Origin of the sequence: Pseudomonas aegrilactucae (assembly GCF_019168305.1) — a bacterium.
Classification (GTDB): Bacteria; Pseudomonadota; Gammaproteobacteria; order Pseudomonadales; family Pseudomonadaceae; genus Aquipseudomonas; species Aquipseudomonas aegrilactucae.
This window is the reverse complement of record NZ_JAHTBI010000037.1, coordinates 53,308-67,235: the sequence shown is the minus strand read 5'-3', so window position 1 is coordinate 67,235 and position 13,928 is coordinate 53,308. Positions and strand designations below refer to the sequence as shown.

The window sequence follows — 13,928 nt, the reverse complement described above, 5'->3', positions numbered from 1 at the left end:
AGCGGGTGCGCTCAGGGGGTCGATAGCGATACCCTTGGCACTTGATTCTTTTGCAACAGCTCACTTCGAGAAGCTCGCATGCAGACATTTTTCATCGCGCCGACCGACTTCGGTGTCGGCCTGACCTCCATCAGCCTGGGCCTGGTGCGTACCCTGGAGCGCGCCGGGCTGAAGGTCGGCTTCTTCAAGCCGATCGCCCAGCCGCACCCCGGCGATACCGGCCCGGAGCGCTCCACCGAACTGGTCGCGCGCACACACGGCCTCAAGCCGCCGCAGCCGCTAAGCCTGGCGCACGTCGAGCGCATGCTGGGCGATGGGCAGTTGGACGAACTGCTCGAGCAGATCATCACCCTCTACCAGCAGGCCTGCATCGGCAAGGACGTGCTGGTGGTCGAAGGCATGGTGCCAACCCGCCATGCCAGCTATGCCGCGCGGGTCAACCTGCACCTGGCCAAGAGCCTGGACGCCGAGGTGATCCTGGTGTCGGCGCCGGAAAACGACGTGCTGGCCGAGCTGTCCGGCCGTGTGGAGTTGCAGGCGCAGCTGTTCGGCGGCCCGCGTGACCCCAAAGTGCTGGGGGTGATTCTCAACAAGGTGCGCAGCGACGAGCCGATGGACGCCTTCGCCAGCCGCCTGCAGGAGCATTCGCCGTTGCTGCGCAGCGGCGAGTTCCGCCTGCTCGGCTGCATCCCGTTCCAGGCCGGCCTGAACGACCCACGCACCCGCGACGTGGCCGAGCTGCTGGGCGCCCAGGTGCTCAACGCCGGCGACTATGAAACCCGGCGCATGAACAAGATCATCCTCTGCGCACGTACCGTGGCCAACACCGTGCCGCTGCTCAAGCCCGGCACGCTGGTGGTGACCCCGGGCGACCGCGACGACATCATCCTCGCGGTGAGCCTGGCGGCGATCAACGGCGTGCCGCTGGCCGGCCTGCTGCTGACCAGCGACAGCAAGCCCGACCCGCGCATCCTCGAGCTGTGCCAGGGCGCCCTGCTGGCCGGCCTGCCGGTGCTGTCGGTGAGCACCGGTTCCTACGACACCGCCAACCAGTTGAACCAGCTGAACAAGGAGATCCCGGTGGATGACCGCGAGCGCGCGGAAATCATCACCGACTTCGTCGCCAGCCACCTGGATGCCGACTGGCTCAACCTGCGCTGCGGCACCCCGCGTGAAATGCGCCTGTCGCCGGCGGTGTTCCGTTATCAGTTGATCCAGCGCGCCCAGCAGGCCAACAAGCGCATCGTGCTGCCCGAGGGCGCCGAGCCCATGACCGTGCAGGCGGCCGCCATCTGCCAGGCCCGCGGCATCGCCCGCTGCGTGCTGCTGGCCAAGCCCGAAGACGTGCAGGCGGTCGCCCGCGCCCAGGGCATCAGCCTGCCCGAAGGCCTGGAGATCCTCGACCCGGACCTGATCCGCGAGCGCTACGTCGAACCCATGGTCAACCTGCGCAAGAGCAAGAGCCTGAACGCGCCAATGGCCGAACAGCAACTGGAAGACCCGGTGGTGATCGGCACCATGATGCTGGCGCTGGACGAAGTCGACGGCCTGGTCTCGGGGCTGGTGCACTCCACCGCCAATACCATCCGCCCGGCCTTGCAACTGATCAAGACGGCGCCGGGCTGCAGCCTGGTGTCGTCGGTATTCTTCATGCTGTTCCCCGAACAGGTGCTGGTGTACGGCGACTGCGTGATGAACCCGCACCCCAGCGCCGGCGAACTGGCCGAAATCGCGCTGCAGAGCGCCGACTCGGCGCAGGCCTTCGGCATCACCCCGCGGGTGGCGATGATCAGTTATTCCAGCGGCGATTCGGCCACCGGCGAAGAGGTGGAGAAAGTCCGCGAGGCCACCCTGCTGGCCCAGGAAACCCAGCGCGGCCTGCAGATCGACGGCCCGTTGCAGTACGACGCCGCCGCCAATCAGGACATCGCCCGCCAGCTGGCGCCCAACAGCCCGGTGGCCGGGCGTGCCACGGTGTTCGTGTTCCCCGACCTGAACACCGGCAACACCACGCACAAGGCCGTGCAGCGCAGCGCCGATTGCGTGAGCCTGGGGCCGATGCTGCAAGGCCTGCGCAAGCCGGTCAACGACCTGCCGCGCGGTGCCCAGGTCGACGATATCGTCTACACCATTGCCCTGACTGCGATTCAGGCCAACCGTTCGCGGGATAACTGACCATGCTCGCCTGTTTGCCCGCGCCGCTGCGCGGGGTGATTGCCTCGCTGCTGCTGGCGCTGAACACCCTCGTCTGCTGCACCCCATTGTTCATCGTCAGCCTGTTCAAGCTGTGCCTGCCGTTCGCGGCGGCGCAGCGTGTGACCGATGAGCTGATGCGCCATATCCACGAAGCCTGGATCAGCAACAACAAGGGCTGGATGAACCTGCTCGGCACTACCCGCTGGCAGGTCGACGGGCTGGCCGGGCTGGATTACCAGCACAGCTATCTGGTGACCAGCAACCACCAGAGCTGGGTGGATATCCTGGTGCTGCAGTACGTGCTCAACCGGCGCATCCGGCCGTTGAAGTTCTTTCTCAAGCAGGTGCTGATCTGGGTGCCGGTGATCGGCCTGGCCTGGTGGGCGCTGGGCTTTCCGTTCATGAAGCGCTACTCCAAGGCGTACCTGGCCAGGCACCCGGAAAAGCAAGGCAAGGACCTGGAAACCACCCGCCGCACCTGCGCGAAGTTCCGCGGCAAGCCCACGGCCATCTTCAATTTTGCCGAGGGTACGCGCTTCACCCCGGCCAAGCATGCCGAGCAGGGCTCGCCGTTCCGGCACCTGCTCAAGCCCAAGGCGGGCGGGATCGCGTTCGTGCTGGATGCGATGGGGGAACAGCTGGAGTCGATCGTCAACGTGACCCTTCACTACCCGCAAGGCAATCCCGGGTTCTGGGACTTGCTGTGTGGGCGCGTGACGCAGATCGTGGTGCAGGTGGAGGAACTGGCGATCCCCGAGGCGTTTCTGGGGCGCAGCTATGACCAGGACGAGACCTACCGGCTGGCGTTCCAGCAGTGGATCAACCGGTTGTGGGAAGAGAAGGACGTTGTGCTGGAGAAGATGCGCCAGCGGTGAGCCTCGGGGCTGCGTTGCAGCCCTTCGCTGGCAAGCCAGCTCCACAGGGTTTTGTGAGCACTGCAGAACCCTGTGGGAGCTGGCTTGCCAGCGAAGCTTCTGTATTACTGGTATTGCTGGCCGGGAATCGGCTTGAGGTTCACCTCGACGCGACGGTTCTGCGCCCGCCCGTTGGCATCGGCATTGCTCGCGATCGGCTGATCCGGGCCCAGGCCACGGGCACTCACCCGCGAACCGTCAACACCCTGCGAGGTAAGGTAGGTCACCACCGCCTGCGCACGACGCTGGGACAGGTCCATGTTGTGCTGACGGCTGCCGGTGCTGTCGGTGAAGCCCACCACTTCGATGGTGTTCTGGTTGTACTGCTTGAACGAGTTCGCCAGGTTGTTCAGCGGCGAATAGAAACTGGGCGCGATGTTCGCCGAATCGGTGGCGAAGGTGATATTGCCCGGCATGATCAGCTTGATCTGGTCGCCCTCACGCTGCACTTCTACACCGGTGTTGGCCATGCTTTCACGCAGTGCCTTTTCCTGCCGGTCGGCGTAGTAACCGTAGCCCGCCGCAGCGGCGCCCACGGCCGCCGCACCGATCAGTGCCCCCTTGCCGCGGTTGTTGTGGTCGATGGCCGCGCCGGCAACGGCACCGGCCAGCGCACCCAGGCCGCCGTACTTGACGGTTTTGCTCATCCCGCTGGACCCTTGCTGCGCCTGCCCCTGATTGTCATAAGGGTTCTGGCCGGCACAACCGGTCATCACGGCAGCCGCTGTGGCGACGATAATCAAACGACGCATGGTGAACATGGACAAGCTCCTACAGAATTCGTGTGTGCAGCGGGCCACTTACGGTGCCCTGCCAGGCTTGGAACACGACCGCCGCAAATAATTCCCTCCCCACCACTGTAGTCCATCACTCGGCACACCCGATCGAATCAGTGCAGCACCGCCCGTGTGATGCGGTAGGTCAGCAACTGCGGCTCGTCATCCAGCTCGATCGCCTGCACCGGGCGCGGCAGGTTGTCGAGCACACTGCGCCAGAAGGCCTGCGATGTTTCATCCTGGTCATAGAAGCGCACCAGCCAGTCGTGCTCCGCGCTCATCAGCACCTGGGTCGCCAACGCGCCGCCGATGCCCTTGCGCCGGTAGCGCTTGAGGATGAACAGGTCAGCCAGCTCCAGCGCCTCGATACCTGCCAGTTCGCTGCGCTCGACCAGCAGGAAACCGGCAATGTAGCCATCGACCAGGATCAGGTTGGCGCTCCACTGCGGCGCTTGCCAGTAACGGGCCAGGTGCTCGTCATGGATGTAGAAACGGCCATCCGCCTCCACGTCTTCCTGCTCCCAGTCAGAGGACTCGTAGGCGTAGAACTGGTACAGGTTGCGGATCAGCTCGATATGCTCGGGGCCGGTTTGGATCAGCTCGACGGTGAGTTCGCTCATGGGGTGCACTTGGACGGTTCGGTAAAAAAGAGCGCGCAGTCAGCCATGAATCGCCTTACAACTCAACCCATTCGCCTTGAACGTAGGCGCTGAACCGGTTCGATTCGGACAACTGCAGGGTGTAGGAGAACTGCACGACATGGGCCTGCCAGAAGTAGCCACGCAGGGTAGCTTGGCCACCGCAGACGAAATTCGAGTCTCGGTCAGAGCCCATGGACCCGCACGACACCGTCGAGACATCGACGCCGCGCAGGGTGTTGATGGGCGATGTCATGCGGCCGCTGTCGTGGAGCTTGCGGGTAAGCTCGGCGACTGCGGCCTGTACCTGCCCCTGGGTCGGCATCCAGTCCGGGCATACATAATCGTCGCCCCTGCAGCTTTTGTCCGAGGCGGCCGGGGCGGCGTGGGCGAGTGTCGGGAGAGAGAACAGGGCAAGGGTAAACAGAGAGGTTCGGAGCATGAATGCAAGGCCATCCTGGGCGGTTCGAGCGCCGGATGATGGCATGCCTTGTGCCGTGACGCACTGGGTGACGTGTGTGGGGGGCGCCAGCAAGGCTGGCCTCCTGCGCCATGGTGCACTGCCGGCGACGCGCTGTTGGTCTCGGGGTTCCCGGTTCAGGGCAGGTACAAGCGGAACAACCCACCGCCCAGCGTACCGCCGTTGGCGATCTCGATGCGTCCGCAAATGCCATCGCGCTCGTGCAGCGCGGCGATGCGCTCGGCAAAGTACAACCCCAGCCCTGTGCTGCCGGTGTGCAGGTTGATGCCCTGCACGTAGTCGGCCTGGCGGTCGATCATCACCTGGGGATAACCCGGGCCGTCATCATTGACACTCAGCACCAGTTGCTCGCCCTCCTCGGTCACGGTGATCAGCAAGGCGTGCCCGGCATAGCGGATGGCGTTGTTGATGACGTTGGAGATGACCGAGCCGACCAGCTCGCGGTCGAAGAAGCCCAACGGGCTGAACGTATCCACCTCATAGCGCGCGATGATCTCGCGGCTGTCGATGATCGGCTGGTTGGACGCCAGCAGGCCACCGATGAAATCGTCCAGGTCATGGTAGTCGGGACACATCGGCAACTGGTTGACGCCGAGCTTGTACAGCCCCAGCAGTTGCACCAGCATGCCATTGAGGTGGGCGAACTCATGCTCCACCACGGCCTGCTCGGGGCCCTGCGCCTGCGCCGCCGGCAAGCGCGCCAGCCATTGGCTGTGGGCCTGCATCAGCAGCGCCAGGGAGTTCTTCATGTCGTGCACGGTGGAGGCGATAACCGTGGAAAAATCCAGCCCCGGCTCGCGTCCACTCATGATCCCACCGCCCGGATACGCAGTTTTCGGTAGCGCTCGTAGCGCGGGTCGGTGTTGGGCATGCCCGCCACCTTGGCCAGGCAGGCGCGGCACTCTTCCAACGCGGCGCTGGAAGGGTTTTCGCCCGCCATGCGCAACAGTGCCTGGGCCGTGTTCAAGGCAATGCTGATGTTCTTGGGTTGTAGCGCCAACCCGCGGCGGAACTGCTCCAGCGCCTCGGCCACCTGGCCGGCCTGGTAGCTGCGCACGCCCAGTCGATTGAGGTCCACGGCTTCGTTGCCGGCGCCCAGAATGGTCGGGTCGTCGGTCAGCTTGGCAACGCTCTGCATCACCGCCGCATCGTCGCCATAGACTTCCACGCAGTTCTTCAGGATGGTGGCGCCGGCCGATTCCTGGCCCAGTTGCTGCAACTGCGCAGCCACCGCCAGGGCGGTCTCGGCCGAAAAGAACTGGTCCATGTTCTCCAGGCGCGCGATAGCCGCCTCGGTGAGCTTGGCCGCCGTTTCGGCATCACCAGCCTGGGCCAGGCCCGTGGCCTTGATCAAGCGCGCCCGCACCTGCAACCCCTGGTCGTCGGTGTACTCCTTGGCCACATCGCCCAGCACCTGGTTGAGCTCCACCCGGGTGCGCGCATCCAGGCCGTTGCCGGCATTCTTCTGGATCAGTGCCTGGGCCAGGCCAAGGTTGCTTTCGGGGTCTTTGAAGCGTGAATTCTGGCCCTGGCTGACGGCCTGGCGGTAGGCCCGCGACGAGGTATCGAAGTCGGCATTGCCCAGCGCCAGCTTGCCCAGCTGCATCTGCCGGCGCACCGCCAGGGGCGACAGACGCACCGCCTCTTCGAGTACCGACTGCGCGCGACGATTTTCACCGGCTGCGGCCAGCACTTCGGCCAGGCCGTCGTACAGGCCGGGCATCATCGAGAAGGCCTTGATCGCCTGCTCGTAGATTTCCTTGGCCTGGGCGGCCTGGCCACGTTTGAACAGCAGCTTGCCCAGTGCCGAATAGGCCCAGGGCGTGGGGCGGTTGGCCAGGATCGCCTTGAGAAACCGCTCCAGTTCTTCATGCCGGTTGAGCGCGCCCAGGGCATCGGCGCGGTAACGCAGGCACAACGGGGCGAAGCGCGGGTCCTGCTTGCACAGGTTGTCGCAGGCCACCAGCACTTCGGCCGGGCGGGCGCGGTCCAGCGCCTGCAGGATCGGCTTGAGCAGGGTCTTGCGCTGCACCAGCTTGTCCAGGCGCTGGGTCAGGCCCAGGCGATTGAACGGCTTGGTCAGGTAGGCATCCGGCTCGTGCTCCAGGGCACTGAGCACCACCGCCTGGCTGCTCTCGGCCGTCACCATGACGAAGATCGCTTCGTGGCTGATCAGCTTGTCGAGCATCAGGTCTTCGAGCACCTGCTGACCGTTCTTCTTGCCGTCGCCCATATGGAAGTCGTGCAGGATGAAGTCGTAGCGCTTCTGCCCGCACATGCGAATCGCCGTTTCACCGCTCTCGGCGGTGTCCACGTCGCGGATACCCATCTCACGCAGCATCGAACGCACAGACGTGCGGAAGTCGGTGAAGTCATCGACGATCAGAAAGCTTTTTTGGCTGTACACCAACATCCACAAAACCTGACTTGAAAGAAAGAAGAGAGGCGCAGAGACGCCTACAAGGACAGGCTCGGCTTCAGGACACATTGCGGCGCGACGATAATAGCCAGTGCGCCTTGCTTGGCAAGCAACCTCACAGGTGCGGGCCCCCCGAAAGGCTATCGGCAGCACGTGTGCTTTGCTTGAGGCACCTGGACCATTCGGTTAAAGCGGTGGCATCCCGTGCAGCGACAGGATAACAAATGATGGCTCAACGCCATACCCGCGCCCGTGCAGGCCTACAGCAACCCAAGTGACTTGGCCCGTGCCACGGCCTGGGTACGGCGCTCGACCCCCAGCTTGCTGTTGATGTGGCTGGCGTGGGTCTTGACGGTGTGCAGCGAGATAAACAACTGCTCGCTGATCTGCTGGTTCGAGCAGCCCTGTGCAATCAGCGTGAGCACCGACATTTCGCGGGCACTCAGCGCCTCGATACCGACCACCGAGGCGTCTGGCACCTCAGGCGCCGGCAGCAGTTCGAGCAGGCGGGCCTGGGCCGGGCCGGCCGCCTGCCCCAGCAACTGCTCGCGCATCCAGCCCGGATGCTCGCTCAGCAGTGGCTGGAACGGCTGCAGCACACCGCCTTGCGCAGCGCACAGGCTCTGCGCCAGCACCTGGCGCGCAGGGCCGCTCTCGCCGTTGGCCAGTAGCAGGCCCAGATGCTGACACAACGCAGTCACACACAGCAGATGACCACCATTGGTACGCCCACGAGCGGTCAACGCCTGCAGCCGTTCGGCAGCCTGCACCGTTCGCCCCTGGGCCTGCTCCAGCAGCGCCTGCTGCAGCTCGATGTGCAAGGGCAGCAATGGATGAAACTCGGGGGCCGCGGCGGCGCGTTCGCCACCGTAGGTCTGGCCAAGGCGCAGCAGCCACGACTCGGCCAGGTCCATGCGCCCCTGGGCCAGCCACAGCTCGCATTTGACCAGGGTGATCATGGCCAGGTAGAACACCGGCGGCACATCCCAGATGTGCATCAGCCGCTCGGCTTCGGCCAGCTCGCCGAACGCTTCGGTAAACCGCCCCTCGCGCCCGTCCAGCGTAGCCAGTGCGCAATGCCCGATCAGCACACTGATGTCGCGACAGGCCCGCGCCTCGCTCAACCCGGCACGCAGACGCTGTCGCCCCTCGTGCGGCTGCAGGCGCGTGACCAGCAGGTAGCCTTCGTACAGCGTCAGGCGCGCACGCACGGCATACAGCCGTTGCGCCGACAGCCCTTGCAGGCGCTGCAGGCCCTGGCGCACCTCTTCCATGGCACGCAGCACCTCGCCACGGGCATGCAGCACACGCGCGCGATCGTAGTGGGTGAGTGCCTCGAACAGCGGGTTGCCGACCCGCCGTGCCAGCTCAAGGGCTTCGCGGTTCCAGCCACGCGCGTGCCAGAAGTCGCCCTCGGCAATGGCCAGGTTGGACAGCGTCGACAGGCACATCAGGCGTTGACCGTAGCGTTTTCTGGGCAGGCTGCGCAGCGCCTGCTGGCAGTAGGAGCGCGTCAGCAGGCGGTCGCCACGCCCGCGCGCGATGATCCCGCTCAACGCCAGCCACTGGGCCAGCATCGACTTTTGCGCCGTCGCCGAAGGGGCGGGCAGGAAGCGGCTGAGGTGGCTGACCAGCTCTTCGGCCGCATCCAGCTGACAGGCCAGCCCCAGTGCCCAGCTGTACAGCACGATCAGGCGTGGCGTGCTGATCAGCAGGCTGTCGGGCAGGTCCATCTTCCAGCGCAGCAGCATGCCGACGTTCTGTTCGGCCAGCAGCTGCTCTTCGGAGAGGTTCTGCACCAGGTTGGCCGCCACGTCGAGGTGACCGGCGCGCAACGCCTGCTCCACCGCTTCATCGAGCAGCCCCTGCGCGTGAAACCAGCGACAGGCGCGCAGATGCAGGCTGGCCAGCGGTTGGCTGGCCTGGCGGGTACGCAGCAGATCGGAAAACAGGTGATGGTAGCGAAACCAGCGGCCATGCTCGTCCAGCGGTACCAGAAAGACCTGGTGCGCTTGCAGGTAGAGCAGGATCTGTGCGCTGTCATGGTTTTCGCGCAGCGCGTCGCACAGTTCGGCGCAAAAACGTTCCTGGCAGGCGGTGTCGTAGAGAAAGGCCTGGACCTCGCCCGGCAGGCAGTCGATCACCTCCTCCAGCAGGTAGTCGCGGATCAATCCTTCCCCGCCATGCAGGGCCTGCGGCAAGGCGTTGTCGCTGCCGGCCTCGGCGCAGGCCAGCAGCCAGAAACGCAAGCCGGCGACCCAGCCGTCGCTGCGCTGGATGAGGTTGTCCAGGGCCTGGCCGCGCAGGGCCGCTGGGTGCTGGCCAAGCACGGCCAGGGATTCTTCGGGGCTCAGGCGCAGGTCCTGTTCGTTGAGTTCGAGCAGTTGCTGCGACAACCGCAGGCGCGCCAGGTGCCAGTCCGGGCGCTGGCGGCTGGTGACCAGCAGCACCAGCCCCGGCGGCAGGTGATTGAGGAAGAACTGCAGGCAGCGGTCGAGCACCGGGCCCTGGGCCAGGTGATAGTCGTCGAGCACCAGCAACAGCGGGTTCTGCGGTTGCAGGTGCAGGGCCAGTTCGTCGAGCAAGCTGTCGAGCCACTCTTCGAAGGCGAAGGGCTGGTGGCGCTGGCGCATCTTGAGCAGGCCCAGGGCCTGGCCACCGAGTGCCGGGCAGAACTGCTGCAGGCCTTCGAGCAGGCGCTCGAGAAAACGCCCCGGATCGTTGTCGCGCGGGCTCAGCCCCAGCCACAGGCTGCCCCACTGGCTGGGCAGGGCCTGGCAGAATTCCACCGCCAGCGAGCTCTTGCCGAACCCGGCGGGCGCCGACACCAGCAACAGGCGCCCACCCAGCCCGGCCAGCAGGCGCTGGCACAAACGCGGGCGCGGCACATGCCCCTCAGGCAGTGGCGGTCGGAAAAAACGGCCCTCCACAGCGCTCACGGCCTGGCTGGCGAACCCTTGCATACGCGACAGATCGGTCATGGCCGGCTCGTTTGGTTGGAAAGTCTTCGGCAGATCGGACCCGCCGAGACTAGCGCTTTAAGCGGCACATTTGAAGATGATTGGCGCATAGGCAGGAAAAAAGACTACAACAAAAAGCGTCCGGCGCATTTCCCCCTGGCGCAGGTATTGCCGGCGATCGCGTGCACAGACACAAACGCCCCGGCAAGCCGGGGCGTTCTGGGGATCACACGGATGAGGCTAGATCAGCGTACGCCTTCCTGGCGCAGTGCCGCTGGCTGGAAATCGCTCTTGCTGGCGGTGAAGCCGAAGTCATACGCCCGCTTCTCTTCGTTCTTCATGCCCAGCGCCAGGTAACGGCCCGATTGCAGGTCGTAGATGGTTTCCACGGTGTACCACGGCACCTGCACGTTGTAGTAGTCCTGGGAATGCGCCTCGGACACGCGCCACAGCTGGCCACGACCGTCGTACTGGTCGATCACCGCCGCCTGCCAGGTGTCTTCGTCGATGTAGAAGTCACGCTTGGCATAGATATGGCGCTGGCCCGGCTTGAGCGTGGCAACCACGTGCCAGACCCGGCGCAACTCGTAACGGGTCAGGTCCTGGTTGATGTGGCCGGCCTTGAGGATGTCGGCATACTTGAGCGTCGGTGAGTCGAGCTTGTAGCTGTTGGAGGCGATGTACAGCTCCTTCTTGCCCTCCAGCTTCCAGTCGTAGCGGTCGGGTGCACCGTTGAACATGTCCAGGTTGTCGGAGGTACGCAGGCCATCGGCTGCGGTACCCGGCCCGTCATACGACACTTGCGGGGCCTGGCGCACACGGCGCTGACCGGCGTTGTACACCCACGCCTTGCGCGGCTCCTTGACCTGGTCGAGGGTCTCGTGCACCAGCAGCACGGTACCGGCCAGGCGCGCCGGCGCCGTCACCTTCTGCTTGAAGTAGAACAGCACGTTGCCGGGGTTGGCCGGGTCGTAGTCCTTCATCCGGTCGCGGAACACGAACTGGTCCTGGAAGTACACCAGGCTGTAGCTGCCATTGGCCTGTGGCGTGGCCTGGGTCACCAGGCGCGTGACGCTGCCGCCACGGTAGCGGGTGATGTGGTTCCAGATCACCTCGACACCGCTGGCCGGAATCGGGAACGGGATGGCCGTCTCGAAGTTCTCCAGGCCGTTGCCGCCGGCCACCAGGTTGGTCTTGGTGGCGTTGTTCCTGATCGCGGCGAACACCGCATCCGGCACGGTAGACCCCCGATGGGTCGGGTAAACCGGGATCTTGAAGGTGTCGGGGTAGCGCTTGAACATCGCCACCTGGCCCGGCGACAGCTTGTCCTTGTACTGGTCGACGTTCTGCGCGGTGATGGTGAACGACGGCTTTTCGCTGCCATACGGGTCGGCCAGGAAACCTTTGGCATCGACTGCGCCAGCCGTGGTGCCGAGCGGCTTCCAGGCGGTGATCGAACCGTCGGCGTTGCCGGCTTTTTCCGCGCCCATCGGGGTCAGGGTGGTGCCCAGTTTGGCGGCTTCGGTGGCGGACACGGCCGCCATCACGCTGGTGGCCAGCAACGACAGGCCCAGCACACCGATTTGCAACAGACTCTTGGTGGTTTTCATGCTCTTGTCTTCCCGAATCAGTGCTTAGAAGTTCACGCCGAAGCTGAGGGCGATGAAGTCGCGGTCATCCACGGTGGTGTACTTGCCATCGAAGAAGTTGGTGTACGACAGGCTGGCGGTGTAGGTGTTCTGGTACTCGGCGTCCAGCCCCAGGCTGACAGCCTTGCGCCCTTCCTCGAAGTTGGCGCCAGGGCCTGGCGAGTAGCCGGATACGTCATGCGACCAGGCCACGCTCGGCTTGAGGTTGACCCCGGCGAACACATCGTTGTAGTCCCAGATGACGCGGCCACGGTAGCCCCACGAGGTGCTGGTGGTGTAGCCGTCCTTTTCGCACTTGCGGTTGAGGTTGGCACTCGAGGCACCCGCACCTGCGCCACCGATGGTGCCGGCGTTGAGGATGTCGGAGCAGGTATTGAGGCCGAAGGTATCGGGCAGCGGGCCAGGGCCATACACCGGGTCACGACCGTAGCGCAGCTTGTCGGCGCTCTCCAGGCCGCCCACGTGGGTCACGCCCACTTCACCCACAACGGTCATGCGGCTGGCGCCCATCACCTGGTCGAAGAAGTGCGTCAGGGTGGTCTGGAACTGGGTGATTTCCTTGCGCCGGTAACCGTGCAGGTCGGTATCGGCCTGGCCCTTGAGCAACGAGGCGTTGCCGAACGCGCCGCCCAGTTGAGTCACACCCGCATACAGGATGTCGGTGGTGTTCAACTGCACCGGTGCGTTCGGCCGGTAGCTGATTTCACCACTCCAGGCGGTGCCGGTAGGCAGCGTGGTGGAGAAGCTCAGGCCGTACAGGCGAATGTCTTCAGGGTACTCGACGAAGTACTTGGAGTTGCCGGCGACGATGGCGGCACCGGTTCGCGGGTCGACCAGGCCGGCGATCGCGTAGGCCTGCGAGGACGCGCCAGTGGCACTGAAGATCGGCGCACGGCTGTGGTAGTTCATGGCGTAGACACCGAACTCGGTGTTCAGTGGCTCGAACATGTAGCGGAACGCCACGCCGAACTGGCCGCTGTCACGCGCATCGCGGTCAGGGCCGCGGGCCACGCGAATGCCCTCTTCGTTGACGTCGACACCAAAGCTGCCCAGGCCGGCTATCTGCGCAGGGGTCAGCGTGCGGCTGCTGGACAGCACGCGCAGGTTGTCGGTGCAGCCGTCCGCAATGATGTCGGGCTGGGAGAAGAAGGTCCCGCAGTTGTCGACGACGGTCTGGTCCCACTCCAGCTGGTAGAACGCCTCGGCAGAGAGGTTGTCGGTCAGGCTCTGGGAGATATAGAACATGTTGACCGGGATCAGGCCTTCCTTGATCTCGGCCCCCGGGCGACGGAACGCGGCCACGTCGATCGGGTTGATGGCGTTGATGCCGCCACCGATGAAGGTACTTTCGCCCCAGCTCACCACCTGCTTGCCGAAACGCACCGAACCCGGCTGATCGGCAATCGAATAGTTGTGGTAGACGAAGGCGTCGAGAATCTGGGCGCCGGAGGACTTGGCGCCCTCCTTGCGATTGGAGTCGCTGATGTCCTTGTACTCGCGGTGTTCATCCTTGAGCTCGAAGTCGTACCAGTACTTGCCGCGCACGAACACGCCGGTGTCGCCGTACTTGAGCTCGAGGTCGTGGATACCCTTGAAGATCTTGGAGAAGGTCTCGCCGCGCTTGAAGTTCAGGTGGCCGTCATCGGAGGTTTGCGACAGGCCCTTGCCGCCATTGTTCACGCCGATCAGGTCGCGGTTCGGACTGGCTGTCGACCAACTGGCCCCCACCGACAGCGACGAGTCGAACTGGCCTTCGATTTCACCGATATTGAAACTGACGCCGAATGCAGGACCGGCGAGCGTAGAAGCGAGGCTGACGGCCAATGGCAGTTTCGCCCGGCGCCAGAACAGATTTACTGATGTCATCGACGCTACTCCATGTACTTTATTTTTAT

Annotated in this window: 10 protein-coding genes; 2 read left to right on the top strand and 8 right to left on the bottom strand. The window is 64.7% G+C overall.

What is annotated here, in order from left to right; genetic code table 11:
- Positions 1-78 precede the first annotated feature (78 nt).
- The gene (gene pta, locus KUO17_RS11050; protein WP_217975601.1) at positions 79-2,175 is read left to right on the top strand and encodes a phosphate acetyltransferase; all 2,097 of its coding nucleotides are present in this window, start codon (positions 79-81) and stop codon (positions 2,173-2,175) included.
- 2 nt (positions 2,176-2,177) lie between these two features.
- Positions 2,178-3,071 carry an acyltransferase gene (locus tag KUO17_RS11045; RefSeq protein WP_217975600.1) on the top strand — a complete coding sequence of 298 codons (894 nt, stop codon included), beginning with the start codon at positions 2,178-2,180 and terminating at the stop codon, positions 3,069-3,071.
- A 104-nt stretch (positions 3,072-3,175) separates the two neighbouring features.
- Here the strand turns inward: KUO17_RS11045 and KUO17_RS11040 are convergent, their stop codons facing one another.
- From KUO17_RS11040 to KUO17_RS11005, 8 genes are all read right to left on the bottom strand, one after another.
- Positions 3,176-3,871, bottom strand: a complete 696-nt coding sequence (locus KUO17_RS11040) for a YiaD family glycine zipper/OmpA-like lipoprotein (RefSeq protein ID WP_217975599.1) — start codon at positions 3,869-3,871, stop codon at positions 3,176-3,178.
- A gap of 128 nt (positions 3,872-3,999) precedes the next feature.
- Positions 4,000-4,506, bottom strand: coding sequence for a GNAT family N-acetyltransferase (locus tag KUO17_RS11035; RefSeq protein ID WP_217975598.1), 507 nt, complete (start codon positions 4,504-4,506; stop codon positions 4,000-4,002).
- A 55-nt stretch (positions 4,507-4,561) separates the two neighbouring features.
- Positions 4,562-4,966, bottom strand: coding sequence for a hypothetical protein (locus KUO17_RS11030; RefSeq protein WP_217975597.1), 405 nt, complete (start codon positions 4,964-4,966; stop codon positions 4,562-4,564).
- Between the two features lie 155 nt (positions 4,967-5,121).
- The gene (locus KUO17_RS11025; protein ID WP_217975596.1) at positions 5,122-5,814 is read right to left on the bottom strand and encodes a sensor histidine kinase; all 693 of its coding nucleotides are present in this window, start codon (positions 5,812-5,814) and stop codon (positions 5,122-5,124) included.
- Positions 5,811-7,418, bottom strand: a complete 1,608-nt coding sequence (locus KUO17_RS11020; RefSeq protein ID WP_217975595.1) for a tetratricopeptide repeat-containing response regulator — start codon at positions 7,416-7,418, stop codon at positions 5,811-5,813. The genes KUO17_RS11025 and KUO17_RS11020 overlap by 4 nt, the downstream gene beginning before the upstream one ends.
- 266 nt (positions 7,419-7,684) lie before the next feature.
- Positions 7,685-10,405, bottom strand: coding sequence for a winged helix-turn-helix domain-containing protein (locus KUO17_RS11015; RefSeq protein ID WP_217975594.1), 2,721 nt, complete (start codon positions 10,403-10,405; stop codon positions 7,685-7,687).
- A gap of 224 nt (positions 10,406-10,629) precedes the next feature.
- On the bottom strand, positions 10,630-11,994 hold the full coding sequence (locus KUO17_RS11010) for a DUF1329 domain-containing protein (RefSeq protein WP_217975593.1): 1,365 nt from the start codon (positions 11,992-11,994) through the stop codon (positions 10,630-10,632).
- A 24-nt stretch (positions 11,995-12,018) separates the two neighbouring features.
- A complete protein-coding gene (locus KUO17_RS11005; RefSeq protein WP_217975592.1) occupies positions 12,019-13,899 on the bottom strand; it encodes a DUF1302 domain-containing protein in 1,881 nt (626 codons plus the stop codon).
- Positions 13,900-13,928: the final 29 nt, after the last annotated feature.